19 protein-coding genes are annotated in these 17,929 nt (G+C 53.0%); 11 read left to right on the forward strand and 8 right to left on the reverse strand.

From position 1 onward, the window contains the following. Position 1 precedes the first annotated feature (1 nt). Positions 2–481: a pantetheine-phosphate adenylyltransferase gene (gene coaD, locus C2U41_RS21805; RefSeq protein WP_003024099.1), complete on the forward strand. Its 480-nt coding sequence runs from the start codon at positions 2–4 to the stop codon at positions 479–481. A 38-nt stretch (positions 482–519) separates the two neighbouring features. Here the strand turns inward: coaD and mutM are convergent, their stop codons facing one another. From mutM to radC, 4 genes are all read right to left on the reverse strand, one after another. Continuing rightward, complete coding sequence (gene mutM / locus C2U41_RS21810; protein WP_003844529.1) at positions 520–1,329, reverse strand: bifunctional DNA-formamidopyrimidine glycosylase/DNA-(apurinic or apyrimidinic site) lyase; 810 nt, start codon at positions 1,327–1,329, stop codon at positions 520–522. 98 nt (positions 1,330–1,427) lie between these two features. After that, complete coding sequence (gene rpmG, locus C2U41_RS21815; protein WP_003024094.1) at positions 1,428–1,595, reverse strand: 50S ribosomal protein L33; 168 nt, start codon at positions 1,593–1,595, stop codon at positions 1,428–1,430. Positions 1,596–1,615: 20 nt separating this feature from the next. Next, a complete protein-coding gene (gene rpmB, locus C2U41_RS21820; protein WP_003024071.1) occupies positions 1,616–1,852 on the reverse strand; it encodes a 50S ribosomal protein L28 in 237 nt (78 codons plus the stop codon). 218 nt (positions 1,853–2,070) lie between these two features. Continuing rightward, positions 2,071–2,736 carry a RadC family protein gene (radC, locus tag C2U41_RS21825; protein ID WP_003837605.1) on the reverse strand — a complete coding sequence of 222 codons (666 nt, stop codon included), beginning with the start codon at positions 2,734–2,736 and terminating at the stop codon, positions 2,071–2,073. 171 nt (positions 2,737–2,907) lie between these two features. On the opposite strand from radC, the gene coaBC reads away from it, so the two are divergent. From coaBC to slmA, 3 genes are all read left to right on the forward strand, one after another. Next, a complete protein-coding gene (coaBC, locus tag C2U41_RS21830; RefSeq protein WP_088169059.1) occupies positions 2,908–4,128 on the forward strand; it encodes a bifunctional phosphopantothenoylcysteine decarboxylase/phosphopantothenate--cysteine ligase CoaBC in 1,221 nt (406 codons plus the stop codon). Further along, positions 4,106–4,564: a dUTP diphosphatase gene (gene dut, locus C2U41_RS21835; RefSeq protein ID WP_006687626.1), complete on the forward strand. Its 459-nt coding sequence runs from the start codon at positions 4,106–4,108 to the stop codon at positions 4,562–4,564. The genes coaBC and dut overlap by 23 nt, the downstream gene beginning before the upstream one ends. A 116-nt stretch (positions 4,565–4,680) precedes the next feature. Continuing rightward, complete coding sequence (gene slmA, locus C2U41_RS21845) at positions 4,681–5,277, forward strand: nucleoid occlusion factor SlmA (RefSeq protein WP_003024060.1); 597 nt, start codon at positions 4,681–4,683, stop codon at positions 5,275–5,277. 82 nt (positions 5,278–5,359) lie between these two features. On the opposite strand, the gene pyrE is transcribed toward slmA, so the two are convergent. Both pyrE and rph read right to left on the reverse strand, forming a co-directional pair. Further along, complete coding sequence (pyrE, locus tag C2U41_RS21850; RefSeq protein WP_003024058.1) at positions 5,360–6,001, reverse strand: orotate phosphoribosyltransferase; 642 nt, start codon at positions 5,999–6,001, stop codon at positions 5,360–5,362. Positions 6,002–6,066: 65 nt separating this feature from the next. Further along, a complete protein-coding gene (rph, locus tag C2U41_RS21855) occupies positions 6,067–6,783 on the reverse strand; it encodes a ribonuclease PH (RefSeq protein WP_003024054.1) in 717 nt (238 codons plus the stop codon). Positions 6,784–6,908: 125 nt separating this feature from the next. Between rph and C2U41_RS21865 the strand changes: the two genes are divergently transcribed. Together C2U41_RS21865 and C2U41_RS21870 are read left to right on the forward strand one after the other, a co-directional pair. Continuing rightward, positions 6,909–7,772, forward strand: coding sequence for a YicC/YloC family endoribonuclease (locus C2U41_RS21865; protein ID WP_003024052.1), 864 nt, complete (start codon positions 6,909–6,911; stop codon positions 7,770–7,772). A 259-nt stretch (positions 7,773–8,031) separates the two neighbouring features. Beyond that, positions 8,032–8,649, forward strand: coding sequence for a trimeric intracellular cation channel family protein (locus C2U41_RS21870; RefSeq protein ID WP_003024049.1), 618 nt, complete (start codon positions 8,032–8,034; stop codon positions 8,647–8,649). On the opposite strand, the gene ligB is transcribed toward C2U41_RS21870, so the two are convergent. Further along, positions 8,646–10,325 (reverse strand): NAD-dependent DNA ligase LigB, encoded by a 1,680-nt coding sequence (gene ligB, locus C2U41_RS21875; protein ID WP_103848268.1) that lies wholly within the window; start codon positions 10,323–10,325, stop codon positions 8,646–8,648. The genes C2U41_RS21870 and ligB overlap by 4 nt on opposite strands. 261 nt (positions 10,326–10,586) lie before the next feature. Between ligB and gmk the strand changes: the two genes are divergently transcribed. The 5 genes from gmk to recG are packed head-to-tail and all read left to right on the forward strand — an operon-like array spanning position 10,587 to position 16,460. Further along, on the forward strand, positions 10,587–11,210 hold the full coding sequence (gmk, locus tag C2U41_RS21880; protein WP_103848220.1) for a guanylate kinase: 624 nt from the start codon (positions 10,587–10,589) through the stop codon (positions 11,208–11,210). A 54-nt stretch (positions 11,211–11,264) separates the two neighbouring features. Continuing rightward, positions 11,265–11,540, forward strand: a complete 276-nt coding sequence (gene rpoZ, locus C2U41_RS21885; protein WP_000135058.1) for a DNA-directed RNA polymerase subunit omega — start codon at positions 11,265–11,267, stop codon at positions 11,538–11,540. Positions 11,541–11,558: 18 nt separating this feature from the next. Beyond that, the gene (gene spoT / locus C2U41_RS21890; protein ID WP_003024038.1) at positions 11,559–13,673 is read left to right on the forward strand and encodes a bifunctional GTP diphosphokinase/guanosine-3',5'-bis pyrophosphate 3'-pyrophosphohydrolase; all 2,115 of its coding nucleotides are present in this window, start codon (positions 11,559–11,561) and stop codon (positions 13,671–13,673) included. Between the two features lie 10 nt (positions 13,674–13,683). Beyond that, on the forward strand, positions 13,684–14,373 hold the full coding sequence (gene trmH, locus C2U41_RS21895) for a tRNA (guanosine(18)-2'-O)-methyltransferase TrmH (RefSeq protein ID WP_003837594.1): 690 nt from the start codon (positions 13,684–13,686) through the stop codon (positions 14,371–14,373). A gap of 5 nt (positions 14,374–14,378) precedes the next feature. After that, positions 14,379–16,460 carry an ATP-dependent DNA helicase RecG gene (gene recG / locus C2U41_RS21900; RefSeq protein ID WP_103848219.1) on the forward strand — a complete coding sequence of 694 codons (2,082 nt, stop codon included), beginning with the start codon at positions 14,379–14,381 and terminating at the stop codon, positions 16,458–16,460. Positions 16,461–16,503: 43 nt separating this feature from the next. Here recG and gltS read toward each other — a convergent pair whose 3' ends face one another. Beyond that, the gene (gene gltS, locus C2U41_RS21905; RefSeq protein WP_003024029.1) at positions 16,504–17,709 is read right to left on the reverse strand and encodes a sodium/glutamate symporter; all 1,206 of its coding nucleotides are present in this window, start codon (positions 17,707–17,709) and stop codon (positions 16,504–16,506) included. Positions 17,710–17,929: the final 220 nt, after the last annotated feature.

Below are 17,929 nucleotides of genomic sequence, written 5' to 3' on the forward strand. Positions count from 1 at the left end.
CATGCAAAAACGGGCGATTTATCCAGGAACCTTTGATCCCATAACTAACGGCCATCTTGATATCGTGACGCGTGCGACCAGCATGTTCGATCACGTGATCCTGGCGATTGCCGCAAGTCCCAGTAAAAAACCGATGTTTACCCTTGAAGAGCGCGTCGAGCTGGCGCAACAGGCAACGGCGCATCTCGGCAATGTGGAAGTTCTGGGATTCAGCGACTTAATGGCAAATTTTGCCCGTGATAATCAGGCTAACATTCTGATCCGAGGCCTACGCGCGGTAGCAGATTTTGAGTATGAAATGCAGCTGGCGCACATGAACCGCCACCTAATGCCGCAACTGGAAAGCGTCTTTCTGATGCCGTCTAAAGAGTGGTCATTTATCTCATCGTCACTGGTGAAAGAAGTCGCCCGCCATCAGGGTGATGTGACGCACTTTCTGCCGGAAAACGTCCATCAGGCGTTAATGAGTAAGTTGAAGTAATGTGCCTGGCCGGATGCTGCATCCGGCCAGCAATGAAACTATTTCTGACAGCGACGGCAATAGAACGTTGTACGCTGGGCGTGTTTTGTCGCAACAATCGGTGCGCCACATGCGCGGCAAGGTTCACCTTCTCTCCCATAGACCTGCAGCTCCTGGGCAAAATAGCCCGGCTTACCGTCACTTTGCAGAAAGTCCTTCAGCGTCGTCCCGCCCTGCTCGATAGAACGCAGCAAAACCGCCTTGATAACGCGTACCAGCAGTTCACACTCATCTTTCGACAGTGATGATGCCAGACGGTCAGGATGGATACCAGCCGCAAACAGCGACTCGCTGGCATAGATGTTTCCCACCCCCACCACCAGCTTGTTATCCATCAGCCAGGGTTTAATCGCCGTTTTCTTCTTTGCACATTTCTGCTGTAGATAACCGGCGTTGAAATCGTCACTCAGCGGCTCAGGGCCAAGATGGGCGAGGACATTATGTCCATCCAGCTCTTTAGTCCACAGCCAGGCACCAAAGCGACGGGGGTCGGTATAACGCAGAACTTTGCCATTACTCATCACTAAGTCAACGTGGTCGTGCTTATCTGCCGGAAGCTCTTCAGGAAGGATACGCAAACTACCCGACATCCCCAGATGAATGATTACCCAGCCATCCGGCAGCTCCAGAAGCAGGTATTTTGCGCGCCGCTGTACGCTCAGGACAGGTTTATCGCTCAGGCGATAGATTTCCTCTGATACCGGCCAACGCAAACGACCGTTACGCACAGTCGCGTGCATAATCGTTGCCCCCACCAGATGCGGCTCAATCCCACGGCGACTGGTTTCGACTTCAGGTAATTCAGGCATAGTATCTCCGGCGGTGTATCAGGTCTCATTAATATGGGGACGGCCAGAAAACAAAAAACCCCGCCGAGGCGAGGTTTTTTGCTACATCGAAACTAAAATTATTTGATTTTAGCTTCTTTGTACAGTACGTGCTGGCGTACAACTGGATCGAATTTTTTCAGTTCCAGTTTTTCCGGCTTAGTACGTTTGTTCTTCGTAGTGGTATAGAAATGACCAGTACCAGCAGAAGAAACCAGCTTGATTTTCTCACGAATACCTTTAGCCATGATTTATTTCCTCTTAGTACTTAGTACTTTTCGCCACGGGCACGCAGTTCAGACAGAACTGTTTCGATGCCTTTCTTATCAATTACACGCATACCTTTAGCAGATACACGCAGGGTGACAAAACGCTTCTCGCTCTCAACCCAGAAACGGTGAGAGTGCAGGTTCGGCAGGAAACGGCGTTTAGTCGCGTTCAGTGCGTGGGAACGGTTGTTACCGGTCACCGGACGCTTGCCAGTAACTTGGCAGACTCGGGACATGTCTATTCTCCAAAAATCAAATTAGCTCGAGCTTCGTATGGGGTATCGGCGCCTCGTCAGGCTTTACAGCCCGGTCATCGCATAGTTCTAAGTGAACTCTCGATTGCCAGGCCCAAATGCCAAACCCGAGATTCTCAAAGGTGGCGTAGTATACGCTGACCCGGCGTTATGCTCAAGTCCCGAACAGACAAAGATCCCGATGGATCGCGTAAAGTGCGTTAAATCCAACCGCGTTCCGCAAAAGAAACGTACTCTCCGCGCCCAATGACCAGATGATCAAGCACCCGGATATCCATGAACTGACAGCATTTCACAACACGCTCGGTGATGAGTTTATCTGCTTTACTCGGCTCTGCACACCCCGAAGGGTGATTATGCGCAAGGATCACGGCGGAAGCATTCATTTTTATCGCTTCGCGGACAATTTCTCGCGGATGTACCTCGACGTGGCTTAGTGTCCCGGAAAAAAGTTTGCTGTGTTTAATCACTTGATGTTGAGAATCCATAAAGATCACCAGAAAGATCTCGCGTTCCTCTTGCGAGAGCTGGCTTTGCAGAAATTCACGCGCCATTTCCGGGCTAAGTAGAGCACGCTCCTCTATTACTCGCACGTTGTAGTAGCGTCTTGCCAGCTCCGCAATACCCTTCAACTGTGCATACTTCGCGATACCGATTCCCGGAACATAGCTAAAATCCATGTAATCAGCAGACAACAAGCCATACAACGACTCAAAATGCTGAAGCATCTCTTTCGCCAGCGTAAGCACATCTTTACCCTGAATGCCGGTACGTAAAAAAAGCGCCAGTAACTCAACATCGGTCAGCGAACTGGCCCCCTGTGCCAACAGCTTTTCCCTGGGCATCATACTTCCTGTATTGTCCATACTTTTCCCTCCTTTCGCGTCCGCATAGTGGCATAACACCGACGGTGAATCGACGCGCTGTTTTCACTTCTTCGTAGTGCCTCGCAAAGTAGAAGACGGTCAAAAGCACGACAAATTGCGGATTGTGATAAAATATCTGCCTTCTGGTGAAACCCAACAGGAAAGATCATGATGAGCCTGGCCGGTAAAAAAATCGTACTTGGCGTCAGTGGCGGGATTGCTGCGTACAAGACCCCTGAGCTGGTGCGTCGTTTACGGGAACGCGGCGCTGACGTCCGCGTGGCGATGACCGAAGCGGCAAAAGCATTTATTACTCCCCTGAGTTTACAGGCGGTTTCAGGTTATCCCGTTTCCGACAGCCTGCTTGATCCCGCAGCCGAAGCTGCGATGGGCCACATTGAGCTGGGAAAATGGGCCGATTTGGTCATCCTGGCGCCCGCTACAGCAGATCTGATTGCTCGTGTCGCCGCAGGTATGGCCAACGACCTGGTGTCAACGATTTGTCTGGCAACGCCTGCTTCTGTTGCTGTACTGCCAGCCATGAACCAGCAGATGTATCGCGCTGCCGCGACCCAGCACAATCTGAGTATTCTTGCCTCACGCGGTTTGCTCATTTGGGGCCCGGACAGCGGTAGCCAGGCATGTGGCGATGTCGGTCCTGGACGTATGCTGGATCCGTTAACGATTGCGGATATGGCGGCAGAACATTTTTCGCCTGTCAACGATCTGCAACATCTCAACATCATGATTACGGCGGGTCCGACGCGTGAACCGCTTGATCCCGTGCGTTATATTTCCAACCATAGCTCCGGGAAGATGGGATTTGCTATCGCGGCCGCTGCAGCAAAGCGCGGGGCAAACGTCACACTGGTATCGGGTCCGGTTTCGTTATCCACACCACCATTTGTTCAGCGGGTTGATGTGATGACCGCGTTGGAAATGGAAGCCGCTGTGCAGTCTGCAGTGCAACAACAGCATATTTTTATCGGCTGCGCTGCAGTCGCTGATTATCGCGCTGAAACTGTCGCCCACGAAAAAATAAAAAAACAAGCGACGCAGGGTGATGAATTAACAGTAAAAATGGTCAAAAACCCGGACATTATCGCCGGTGTTGCCGCACTGGATGCTAACCGTCCTTTTGTCGTTGGGTTTGCCGCCGAAACAAATAATGTGGAAGAATATGCCCGGCAAAAACGCATCCGCAAAAACCTTGATGTGATCTGTGCGAACGACGTTTCGCTGTCAACTCAAGGGTTTAACAGCGATAGCAACGCATTACACCTTTTTTGGCAGGATGGAGACAAAGTCTTACCGCTTGAGCGTAAAGAACTCCTGGGCCAATTATTACTCGACGAGATCGTGACCCGTTATGATGAAAAAAATCGACGTTAAGATTCTGGACCCGCGCGTTGGGCAACAATTTCCGCTCCCGACGTACGCCACTTCTGGTTCTGCCGGACTTGACCTGCGTGCTTGTCTTGATGACGCCGTAGAACTGGCACCGGGCGCAACAACGCTGGTGCCAACCGGGTTAGCTATCCACATTGCCGATCCTTCTCTGGCAGCGGTGATGCTCCCGCGCTCCGGATTGGGCCATAAGCACGGTATCGTGCTGGGCAATCTGGTTGGTTTGATTGATTCCGACTACCAGGGCCAACTGATGGTGTCCATCTGGAACCGTGGTCAGGACAGCTTCACTATTGAGCCGGGCGAACGTATCGCGCAGATGGTATTTGTACCGGTCGTGCAGGCTGAATTTAATCTGGTGGAAGAGTTTGAAGCCACCGATCGTGGCGAAGGTGGCTTCGGCCATTCCGGGCGCAAGTAACCCGCAGAAAAGTATCCCATAGCGTAATAACGCAATAACACACCGCAAACAACAGTTTGCGGTCGCTGTGTGGATGCCTGCCTGGCAAGAGCTTATTTTCAGGGGTATTTTGTAACATGGTAGAAAAGCAAACTGCGAAAAGGAATCGTCGCGAAGAAATACTTCAGTCTCTGGCACTGATGCTTGAGTCCAGCGATGGTAGCCAACGCATCACCACAGCAAAGCTGGCAGCCTCAGTTGGCGTATCCGAAGCGGCATTGTATCGCCATTTCCCCAGCAAGACCCGTATGTTCGATAGCCTGATTGAGTTTATCGAAGATAGTCTGATTACGCGTATCAATCTGATTTTGAAAGATGAAAAGGACACCAGCGCGCGTCTGCGTCTGATCGTTCTGCTGATTTTAGGGTTTGGTGAGCGTAATCCGGGCCTGACGCGAATTCTGACCGGACACGCGTTGATGTTCGAGCAAGACCGTCTGCAAGGTCGCATTAACCAACTTTTTGAGCGCATTGAAGCGCAGTTGCGCCAGGTTCTGCGAGAAAAAAGAATGCGTGAAGGTGAAGGCTACACCGTGGATGAAACGCTTCTGGCCAGCCAGTTACTGGCTTTCTGCGAAGGTATGCTATCCCGGTTTGTACGTAGCGAATTTAAATACCGCCCAACGGATGATTTTGACACCCGCTGGCCGTTGGTTGCCGCTCAATTGCAGTAGCGGTTTCGTCTTGTCCGGCCTACGTAAAACGTAGGCCCGGTAAGTGCGTGGGCCGGATCAGCGCAGCGCTATCCGGCAGTCCTTATACACCGTATGCTTCGCGATAGGCTCGTACTGCCGCCAGGTGCTCCGCCATCTCCGGTTTCTCTTCCAGATACGCAATCAGGTCTTTCAGGGTGATAATAGAGATCACTTTGCAACCGTAATCACGTTCCACTTCCTGAATAGCGGAAATCTCGCCGCGACCGCGTTCCTGACGATCGAGAGAAATCAGTACCCCCGCCAGAGTGGCGCCATTCGCCTGGATAATTTCCATCGACTCACGAATCGCCGTACCTGCGGTGATAACATCATCCACCAGCATCACGCGCCCCTCAAGTGCACTACCGACCAGATTGCCACCTTCACCGTGGGTCTTTGCCTCTTTACGGTTAAAGCAGTACGGCAAATCTTTATCGTGGTGTTCAGCCAGCGCAACGGCCGTTGTGGTCGCAATCGGAATACCTTTGTACGCTGGGCCAAACAGCAAATCGAACTCAATACCGGAATCCACCAGCGCTTCGGCGTAAAAACGGCCTAACAGAGCCAGGTCGCGCCCGGTATTAAACAGTCCGGCGTTGAAGAAATAGGGGCTTTTACGCCCGGATTTCAGCGTAAACTCGCCAAACTTTAGTACCTGCTTGCTAAGCGCAAACTCAATAAACTGGCGCTGATACGGTTTCATGGATTCGCTCCTCATCTCACTTTATTACAGACAAAAAAAAGGCGACTCATCAGTCGCCTTTAAAATCAATTTTCTAACGCCGCCTTCTGCGTCGCTACAATGGATTCGATTCCCCCTCGGGCCAACGCCAGTAGGGTGAGAAGTTCTTCATGGCTGAATGGCTCACCTTCCGCCGTGCCCTGAACCTCTATAATGCGACCGTCTTCAGTCATCACTACGTTCATATCGGTTTCTGCAGCAGAGTCTTCAACGTACTCGAGGTCGCAGAGCGCTTCACCGTTAACAATGCCCACGGAAACCGCGGCGACCATCCCTTTCATCGGATTAGTTTTCAGTTTACCGCTCGCGACCAGCTTGTTAAGCGCATCCGCCAACGCAACGCATGCACCGGTAATTGATGCGGTGCGCGTACCGCCATCTGCCTGGATAACATCGCAGTCCAGCGTAATGGTGAACTCGCCGAGCGTCTTCAGGTCAACGGCAGCGCGCAACGCGCGAGCGATCAGACGCTGGATTTCCATGGTACGACCGCCCTGCTTACCTTTCGCCGCTTCACGGGCGTTACGGGTGTGTGTGGCGCGTGGCAGCATGCCGTATTCTGCGGTGATCCAACCCTGGCCCTGACCTTTCAGAAAACGCGGTACGCCTTCATCAATAGAAGCGGTACATAGCACTTTGGTATCACCAAATTCGACCAGCACGGAGCCTTCAGCGTGTTTTGTATAATTACGGGTCAGGGTGACGGGACGCACCTGATTGGCACTACGACCTGCTGGACGCATGATAAAATCTCCGGCTTGAAACGAATGTGGCTGCGCATTATACGGACTTCCGACTGTTATTCCTATCCTGACAAGACGTGGATGGCTATAATCCTCCCATCTCATCTTTAAAAACAGGAACGTCTATGATCCGCAGCATGACCGCCTACGCCCGGCGTGAAATCAAGGGTGAATGGGGTAGCGCTACCTGGGAAATGCGCTCGGTAAACCAGCGTTATCTGGAAACTTATTTTCGCCTGCCGGAGCAGTTCCGTAGTCTAGAACCCGTAGTTCGCGAACGTATTCGCACGCGTCTGACGCGCGGTAAAGTCGAATGTACGCTGCGTTTTGAGCCTGATGCCAGTGCACAAGGCGAGCTGATTCTGAATGAAAAACTCGCTAAACAGCTCGTTAGCGCTGCTAACTGGGTCAAAATGCAGAGTGATGAAGGTGAAATTAACCCGGTTGATATCCTGCGTTGGCCAGGCGTAATGGCAGCTCAGGAGCAAGATCTGGACGCCATTGCCGCCGAAATCCTCGCCGCGCTTGACGGTACGCTGGATGACTTTATCGTTGCGCGTGAAACCGAAGGTCAGGCACTGAAGGCGTTGATCGAGCAGCGTCTGGAAGGCGTCAGCGCCGAAGTGACGAAGGTACGTGCGCATATGCCGGAAATCCTGCAATGGCAGCGCGAGCGTCTGGTAGCCAAACTGGAAGATGCTCAGGTGCAACTGGAAAATAACCGCCTTGAGCAAGAACTGGTGCTGATGGCACAGCGTATCGACGTGGCTGAAGAACTGGATCGCCTGGAAGCTCACGTCAAAGAAACCTACAACATTCTGAAGAAAAAAGAGGCGGTTGGCCGTCGTCTGGACTTCATGATGCAGGAATTCAACCGTGAGTCGAATACTCTGGCATCGAAGTCTATCAATGCCGAAGTGACTAACTCCGCAATTGAACTGAAGGTATTGATCGAGCAAATGCGCGAGCAAATTCAGAATATCGAGTAAGTCACCATCTCACGTAGCCCGTCAATAAACGGCGGCGCTACGTGCTTTTCCCGACGCTATCAGTTCTCATCTATGCGACAAGAATTATATTTTCTCATCATTTATTGTCACCACTCATATCACAAAGCGCATGCCATAATGTGTTTACAACAATTTCGCATTAGCTGTAGTTATTAGAATCACTTCACCTTAGAAAATCTCAATCGTGACAGTGCGCACAAATCGTTAACCTTAGCCCCCAGCAAATCAGGGGGAATACATGCTGTTACACGTTTTATACTTAATTGGTATTACTGCCGAAGCCATGACCGGTGCGCTTGCGGCTGGGCGTCGTCGTATGGATACATTTGGCGTCATTATCATTGCCACCGCGACAGCCATTGGCGGTGGTTCAGTACGTGATATTCTTCTCGGCCATTATCCGCTCGGCTGGGTAAAGCACCCTGAATACGTCATTATCGTAGCCACTGCCGCGGTACTGACCACTATTATTGCTCCCGTGATGCCCTATCTGCGCAAAATATTCCTCGTACTGGATGCGCTGGGCCTGGTGGTCTTTTCTATTATCGGGGCTCAGGTGGCACTGGATATGGGCCATGGACCGATTATCGCCGTGGTCGCTGCGGTCACTACCGGGGTTTTCGGCGGCGTATTACGCGATATGTTCTGCAAACGCATCCCGTTAGTGTTCCAGAAAGAGCTGTATGCCGGCGTATCATTTGCCGCTGCTGTGCTATACATCGTGCTACAGCATTATGTCTCCAGTCATGATGTGGTGGTTATCTCTACCCTGCTCTTCGGCTTTACTGCCCGACTACTGGCGCTGCGCCTGAAGTTAGGTCTGCCGGTATTTTACTATCGCCATGAAGGCCATTAAGGCATAAAGCCCGCGATCCGCTGAGCAGCTAACCAGTTGCTCAGCGCTGTGACCTCTCGATCCTCCAGCCATTGAATAACCTGCCGTGCCCGCTGCTCCCCCATGAAAGGAAGCTGCTGCCAGCTTTGTTCATCGCGTTCTTGCAATTGCTGCCACGAACCATCCCGGCTGGCATTCAGCGTTGCCTGTGTTAACGGTATTCCCATGGCAATCACCCAGCGCGTGAACGGAAGATCGCGTGACAGGTTGAATTGATGCCATAACTTCTCCCCTTTGCTTACACCAAATGTGGACTGTAGTTGTTCCTGAGTTAGCCCGAGCCAGGAAAAGATATGCTCAAAACGATACGCCTGGTGGAGCTCCCGCCATCCCGCCTCGCCGATGCCCTCCAGCCCCAGCACCTCTTTGGTCCCCAGCCAGACCAGTCTGGCAACAAACTGTTCCTGGCACTCCGCTGTGGCATAAAAACAGGTTAATGAATTGAAGCGCCCCTCAGGTGGCACTGGCTTAATACGCTGGGTACTGCGCCAGACCACCTCATCTATACGGGGGATCCCTTGTCCGGCCAGGCTCACCAGAATCTGATCGCCAGGCGCGATATCCCATTCATTCCAGCGTCGAACGGAGCCAATATTGACGCGCTGTACGCGTTTATCATCCAGCATGACGGGAGTCAGCAATGCTACCACCGCAATTTTCCCGCTTTTACCAACGGAGAACTGAATGCCCGTTACCTCAGATACCCTGGCCACGGGAGGATATTTCCACGCAGCCAGCCAGTCTCCCTGTCCGGGTAGCCAGTATCGCGCCTGCGGCTCTTTTCCTGTTCGCACGACCACGCCATCAGTGACAAAAGGTAATGCTGAAGTCCACCAATTTGCTCGCACTTGCTCTACGTCATCCGCACTCTTCACGGCCTTGGTAAAATGTTGCGTGAAACTGAACCCGGCAGCAGTGAGCTGCTCCAGTCTTTCAGACATGACCGCAGGACCATCGGGCCAGGCCCAGATAAAAATAGCCAGCGAGCCTAATAATTCCTGATTGCTCTGGCGCATCATTAATCCAGCAACCTTCGAGCGGGCGTTCATTCCCCCTCTCTGCTTCTGAATATGCCCCTCTTGCTGCAAAAAAATCTCACCTTGCAACGTACTGTTAGCGAGATTCCCCTTGGTGGAATGTGGTACGGAAGGGATCTGAAGAACCTTTTGCGTCCAGTCTTCGCCTTTCAGGCCATTACCACGGCTAATCGCCCGTACCAGATTGCCATTGCGATAGACTAACGTCACTGCCACGCCATCCACCTTCGGTTGCACCCAGAGATCGCTGCGCGCGTGCATCCATTGCTGTAGCGCTTGCTTATCGGCAAGTTTTCGAACACCCGTGTGGGGAACGGGGTGCGATACTGTGCCACCCATTGGTGGCGCAGACAGATCTGGTGGAACTTCATCGCCAAAACAGCGCTGCCATTGAATTAGTTGCGCATTGAGCTGGTCATAAACGCCGTCATCTATGGCACTTTCACCCTGTTTCCAGTAACTGTCATTCCACTGTGTTATCTGCTGCTGTAGCCGTGAAATTTCCTCGTTTGCCCTGGCAGGCGACCAGACGGGGCATACCGCCCATGCGGGTAGATACCCCATTAGCAAAACCAGCCCTATGCCTTTCCATAATCCCATGTTACCTCCGCTGAGCACTGCATTTCCTGGCAGGTATAGCGCGAAATAATAGGGAAACAGAGCGGCAAAAAAGCATCCTGCGAGCACCGTTCCTGACATTTGCACGTATTGCTGCAAATCATCGATAAAACAGGAAACTGATACGCAAAACGCAATAAACATGCGCAAAAAGTGTGACAAGGGCTACGTCACATAGCGGCTACGTGTATAATAAGCCCGTATGTAGGCTCTCTTTCGACAATCACATACATTAAGATACTCATGGCTCAAGGCACGCTTTATATTGTTTCTGCCCCCAGTGGCGCGGGTAAATCCAGCCTGATTCAGGCTTTATTAAAGACCCAACCGTTGTATGACACCCAGGTTTCTGTTTCGCACACCACGCGCGCACCGCGCCCGGGGGAAGTGCACGGTGAACACTATTTTTTTGTGAACCATGATGAATTCAGAACCATGATTGGCAGAGACGCGTTCCTGGAACACGCGGAGGTTTTCGGTAATTACTACGGCACCTCACGTGAAAGCATTGAGCAAGTATTAGCATCCGGCGTAGACGTCTTTTTAGATATCGACTGGCAAGGTGCGCAGCAAATTCGCGAAAAAATGCCGCATGCGCGCAGTATTTTTATTTTGCCGCCATCTAAGATTGAGCTGGACCGCCGTCTGCGTGGCCGCGGTCAGGATAGCGAAGACGTGATCGCAAAACGTATGGCGCAAGCTGTTGCAGAAATGAGCCATTACGCCGAATATGATTATCTTATTGTGAACGATGATTTCGATACCGCCCTGGGCGATTTGAAAACCATCATTCGCGCCGAACGTCTGCGCATGAGCCGCCAAAAGCAGCGTCATGACGCTTTAATCAGCAAACTGTTGGCAGACTGAACCCACATTCAGTATCATGCCCAGTCATTTCTTCACCTGTGGAGCATTTTAAGTATGGCACGCGTAACTGTTCAGGACGCTGTAGAGAAAATTGGTAACCGTTTTGACCTGGTACTGGTCGCCGCGCGTCGCGCTCGTCAGATGCAGGTAGGCGGAAAGGATCCGCTCGTACCGGAAGAAAACGATAAAACTACCGTTATCGCGCTGCGCGAAATCGAAGAAGGTCTGATCAACAACCAGATCCTCGACGTGCGTGAGCGCCAGGAACAGCAAGAGCAGGAAGCCGCTGAATTACAAGCCGTTACCGCTATTGCTGAAGGTCGTCGTTAATCACAAAGCGGGTCGCCCTTGTATCTGTTTGAAAGCCTGAATCAACTGATTCAAAACTACCTGCCGGAAGACCAGATTAAGCGTCTTCGGCAGGCGTATCTCGTTGCACGTGACGCTCACGAGGGCCAGACACGTTCAAGCGGTGAACCCTATATCACGCACCCGGTAGCGGTAGCCTGCATTCTGGCCGAGATGAAACTCGACTACGAAACGCTGATGGCTGCGCTGCTGCATGACGTGATTGAAGATACCCCAGCCACCTATCAGGACATGGAACAGCTTTTTGGTAAAAGCGTTGCAGAGCTGGTAGAAGGGGTATCGAAGCTTGATAAGCTTAAGTTTCGCGATAAGAAAGAGGCGCAAGCCGAAAACTTTCGCAAGATGATTATGGCGATGGTGCAGGATATCCGCGTCATTCTCATCAAACTTGCCGACCGTACCCACAATATGCGCACGCTGGGCTCATTACGCCCGGACAAGCGTCGCCGCATCGCCCGTGAAACCCTCGAAATCTATAGTCCGCTGGCACACCGCTTAGGTATTCATCACATTAAAACCGAGCTGGAAGAGTTGGGTTTTGAAGCGCTGTACCCGAACCGCTATCGCGTGATTAAAGAAGTGGTTAAAGCCGCTCGCGGCAACCGCAAAGAGATGATCCAAAAAATCCTCTCGGAAATCGAAGGGCGTTTGCAGGAGGCAGGTATTCCGTGTCGCGTAAGCGGGCGTGAGAAGCACCTGTACTCTATTTACTGCAAAATGGTGCTCAAAGAGCAGCGTTTTCACTCCATCATGGATATCTACGCATTTCGCGTCATCGTTCATGATTCCGATACCTGCTATCGCGTACTCGGCCAGATGCACAGCCTGTACAAACCACGTCCTGGCCGCGTGAAAGACTATATTGCCATCCCAAAAGCGAACGGATATCAGTCTTTGCACACCTCAATGATCGGCCCTCATGGCGTCCCGGTTGAAGTACAGATTCGTACTGAAGACATGGACCAGATGGCAGAGATGGGTGTCGCAGCGCACTGGGCTTACAAAGAGCACGGCGGCGAAAGCAGCACCACTGCGCAAATCCGCGCTCAACGCTGGATGCAAAGCCTGCTGGAACTGCAGCAGAGCGCCGGTAGCTCGTTTGAATTTATTGAAAGCGTTAAATCTGATCTCTTCCCGGATGAGATTTATGTTTTCACACCGGAAGGGCGCATTGTCGAACTGCCCGCCGGTGCAACGCCTGTCGACTTCGCCTACGCCGTGCATACCGATATCGGTCACGCTTGCGTCGGCGCGCGCGTCGACAGACAGCCTTACCCGCTTTCACAACCGCTCTTTAGCGGTCAGACAGTTGAGATTATTACCGCCCCGGGTGCGCGCCCGAATGCCGCGTGGCTCAACTTCGTCGTCAGTTCGAAAGCGCGCGCCAAGATTCGCCAACTGCTGAAAAACCTCAAGCGCGATGATTCCGTCAGTCTGGGCCGTCGACTGCTCAACCATGCCCTGGGCGGTAGCCGTAAACTGGCTGAAATCCCGCCAGAGAGCATCCAGCGTGAGCTTGAGCGTATGAAGCTCGCCACTCTTGACGATCTGCTCGCAGAAATCGGTCTGGGTAATGCCATGAGCGTGGTGGTAGCGAAAAACCTCCAGCAGGGCGAAGCAACAGCGAACGTACCGGCACAATCTGGTCATGGTCATCTGCCGATCAAAGGTGCAGACGGCGTGCTGATCACCTTCGCGAAATGCTGCCGTCCAATTCCAGGCGATCCCATCATTGCCCATGTCAGTCCGGGTAAAGGTCTGGTGATTCACCATGAGTCCTGCCGTAATATTCGTGGCTACCAGAAAGAGCCAGAGAAATTTATGGCGGTGGAATGGGATAAAGAAACAGAGCAGGAATTCATCACTGAGATTAAGGTGGATATGTTTAACCACCAGGGTGCTTTGGCGAACCTGACGGCGGCAATCAACACGACCACCTCCAATATTCAAAGCCTGAATACGGAAGAGAAAGATGGTCGCGTCTATAGCGCCTTTATTCGCTTGACCGCTCGCGATCGCGTGCACCTGGCAAATATCATGCGCAAAATCCGCGTCATGCCGGACGTGATAAAAGTCACCCGTAACCGTAACTAGAACACGTTTTATGAATGAACAGCGCTATGCACGTATCCGCGAAATGCTCGCACGTCGTCAGCCAGATCTGACCGTCTGCATGGAAGAGGTCCACAAACCTCATAACGTTTCCGCTATCATTCGTACTGCAGATGCGGTCGGCGTGCATGAAGTCCACGCCGTCTGGCCGGGTAGCCGTATGCGCACCATGGCCTCTTCTGCCGCAGGCAGCAACAGTTGGGTGCAGGTGAAAACTCACCTTACTATTGGCGATGCGGTCACACATTTAAAAAACCGCGGCATGCAGGTTCTGGCAACTCATCTGTCAGATAAAGCCGTGGATTTTCGCGAGATTGATTACACACGCCCCACCTGCATCCTGATGGGCCAGGAGAAAACCGGCATCACTCAGGAAGCGTTGGATCTGGCTGATCAGGACATCATCATTCCCATGACTGGCATGGTGCAGTCGTTGAACGTTTCGGTCGCCTCCGCGCTGATTCTGTACGAAGCACAACGCCAGCGGCAAAACGCTGGGATGTACCGACGAGAAAACAGCATGCTGCCACAAGACGAGCAGCAGCGCTTACTGTTTGAAGGCGGTTATCCGGTGCTGGCGAATGTCGCTAAGCGCAAAGGTCTTCCCTACCCTCACGTAAACACGCAGGGCGAAATTGAAGCCGATGCAACGTGGTGGGCCACTATGCAGTCTGCGAGATAAACGCGATGAAAGGCCGTTTACTGGATGCCATCCCACTCAACTCTCTGACCGGCGTTGGCGCAGCGCAAAGCAGTAAACTGGCGAAAATTGGCCTGCACACCGTACAGGACCTCCTGCTACACCTCCCCCTGCGTTACGAAGACCGTACCCATCTGTACCCAATTGGCGAACTGCTGCCGGGCGTCTATGCCACCGTTGAAGGCGAAGTGCTGAACTGCAATATCACCTTCGGTGGCCGCCGGATGATGACCTGTCAGATCAGCGATGGCTCCGGCATTCTCACCATGCGCTTTTTCAACTTCAGCGCAGCAATGAAAAACAGCCTCGCCACCGGTCGCCGGGTGCTGGCCTACGGTGAAGCCAAACGCGGGAAATACGGCGCAGAGATGATCCACCCGGAATACCGTGTGCAGGGCGATCTCAGCACGCCGGAATTACAGGAAACGCTGACCCCTGTTTATCCGACTACCGAAGGCGTGAAGCAGGCCACGCTGCGCAAGCTGACCGATCAGGCACTGGATCTGCTCGATACTTGCGCCATTGCCGAACTGCTACCGCCAGAGCTTTTACAAGGCATGATGAGCCTGCCCGAAGCACTGCGCACGTTGCACCGCCCTCCACCGTCGCTGCAACTCAGCGATCTGGAAACAGGACAACATCCGGCGCAGCGACGTCTGATTCTCGAAGAACTGCTGGCGCATAATCTCAGCATGCTGGCATTACGCGCCGGGGCGCAGCGTTTTCATGCCCAGCCGCTGAGCGCAAACAATGCGCTGAAAGATAAGCTGTTGGCGGCGCTACCATTTAAACCGACTGGCGCACAGGCTCGCGTTACCTCGGAGATCGAACGTGATATGGCACTGGATGTCCCAATGATGCGCCTGGTACAGGGTGATGTCGGCTCCGGTAAAACGCTGGTTGCGGCGTTAGCCGCGCTGCGCGCTATCGCACATGGTAAGCAGGTTGCGCTGATGGCCCCCACCGAATTATTGGCTGAACAACATGCGAATAACTTCCGCAGCTGGTTCGCGCCGCTGGGCGTTGAAGTGGGCTGGCTGGCGGGCAAGCAGAAAGGCAAAGCGCGTCTGGCGCAACAGGAAGCCATCGCCAGCGGTCAGGTGCAGATGATTGTCGGTACTCATGCAATTTTCCAGGAACAGGTTCAGTTCAACGGTCTGGCACTGGTTATCATCGACGAACAGCACCGCTTCGGGGTGCATCAGCGTCTGGCGCTGTGGGAAAAAGGTCAGCAGCAGGGTTTCCACCCGCACCAGCTAATCATGACTGCCACGCCAATCCCGCGCACGCTGGCGATGACCGCCTATGCCGATCTCGACACCTCAGTAATTGATGAACTCCCACCGGGACGTACCCCGGTCACCACGGTCGCCATTCCGGATACCCGCCGCAGCGATATTATTGATCGCGTGCGCAACGCCTGTACCCACGAAGCGCGCCAGGCATACTGGGTCTGTACGCTGATTGAAGAGTCTGATCTGTTAGAAGCTCAGGCAGCAGAAGCAACGTGGGAAGAGCTTAAGATTGCGCTGCCAGAACTCAATATTGGCCTGGTACACGGCCGTATGAAGCCCGCCGAGAAGCAGTCAGTAATGGCGGCCTTTAAGCAGGGTGAACTGCATCTGTTGGTTGCCACCACAGTGATTGAAGTGGGCGTGGACGTGCCAAACGCCAGCCTGATGATTATTGAAAACCCGGAGCGCCTGGGCCTGGCCCAGCTGCATCAGCTACGTGGCCGCGTAGGTCGTGGCGCGGTGGCCTCCCACTGCGTCCTGCTGTACAAATCACCGCTGTCTAAAACCGCGCAGAAACGCTTGCAGGTTCTGCGAGACAGCAACGACGGGTTCGTGATTGCGCAAAAAGATTTAGAGATTCGCGGCCCCGGCGAGCTGTTAGGTACTCGCCAGACCGGAACGGCAGAATTCAAGGTCGCAGATTTACTGCGTGATCAGGCGATTATCCCGGAAGTTCAGCGCATTGCTCGCCATATTCACGAACGCTATCCGCAACAGGCCGTGGCGCTAATAGAGCGCTGGATGCCGGAAACCGAACGCTACTCCAACGCATAGTCGATTTCATAGCGGCGGCGGATGTTACCCCGCCGCACAGCCGTTATTGCGCAAAAATCGGTAACAGCAGATACAGCTTAATCACCAGCGCGTTGACGATATCGATAAAGAATGCCCCCACCATCGGCACCACCAGAAACGCCATATGGGATGGCCCAAAGCGTTCGGTAATCGCCTGCATGTTGGCAATCGCCGTCGGCGTCGCGCCGAGGCCAAAACCGCAGTGTCCAGCAGCCAGCACAGCGGCATCGTAGTTCTTACCCATCATGCGCCAGGTAACGAATATCGCATACAGCGCCATGAAAATGGTCTGCACAACCAGGATTGCCAGCATCGGCAAGGCCAGAGAAGCCAGTTCCCATAGCTTCAGGCTCATCAGCGCCATCGCCAGGAACAGTGACAGACTAACGTTACCCAGCACAGAAACCGCACGTTCGAACACCCGGTAGAAGCCCAGTAGCGCCAGACCATTGCTGAGGATCACCCCAACAAACAGCACGCAAACGAAGGTCGGCAGTTCCAGTACCGTTCCAACCAGCATTTGCGCAACGATTTTCCCCACCGTCAGACAGATAGCGATCAGCGCGATGGTTTCAATCAGCACCAGTGAGGTGATCATGCGTCCGACGTCCGGCTTTTCAAATGCGGTCGGAACAGCCTGATCGTCCGGCATACCGTCTGGCGTGGTGGAGTGTTTGACCAGATAGCGTGCCACCGGGCCGCCAATCAGCCCACCCAATACCAGACCAAACGTTGCGCAAGCCATCGCCACTTCAGTCGCATTGGTGAAGCCGTAACGTTCAATAAACAGCTTGCTCCATGCGGCCCCGGTTCCGTGTCCACCAGAGAGGGTGATCGAGCCAGCAATCAGGCCCATCAGCGGGTCCAGACCCAGCAAGGTCGCCATACCAATACCGATGGCGTTTTGCATCAGCAACAGGCCAACAACCACAATCAGAAAAATACCCACCACGCGGCCGCCAGCACGCAAACTTGCGATATTGGCGTTCAGACCGATAGTGGCGAAGAAGGCCAGCATCAACGGATCGCGCAGGGTCATATCGAAGTTAACTTCCCAACCCATGCTTTTTTTCAGCACCAGCAGCGCAATCGCCACCAGCAGGCCGCCCGCTACGGGTTCGGGAATGGTGTATTTTTTCAGGAAGGAAACAGACTGGACGAGCTTACGTCCCAGCAGCAACACAAGGGTTGCCGCAACCAGCGTTGATAACGTATCGAGATAAAACATTTACAGCTCCATTAGTGCGTTTAGCACAATCACGCACGATGCATTCCAGACCGATTTTTAGCTCTTATTGAGTTTTCGGGGTGGATTTTAAGCAGAAAATGATGAAAAGTTATATAAAAATGTTTGTTTATCCGTTTTAAATATTAAGAATACCTGCTAGCAAACGTTTGCTTTTCTGCCCTGGTCAGATAAAATCACCGCTTTTCCACCATGGGATTGC

The sequence above is a fragment of the Citrobacter freundii complex sp. CFNIH4 genome (assembly GCF_002934505.1).
Taxonomy (GTDB): domain Bacteria; phylum Pseudomonadota; class Gammaproteobacteria; order Enterobacterales; family Enterobacteriaceae; genus Citrobacter; species Citrobacter freundii.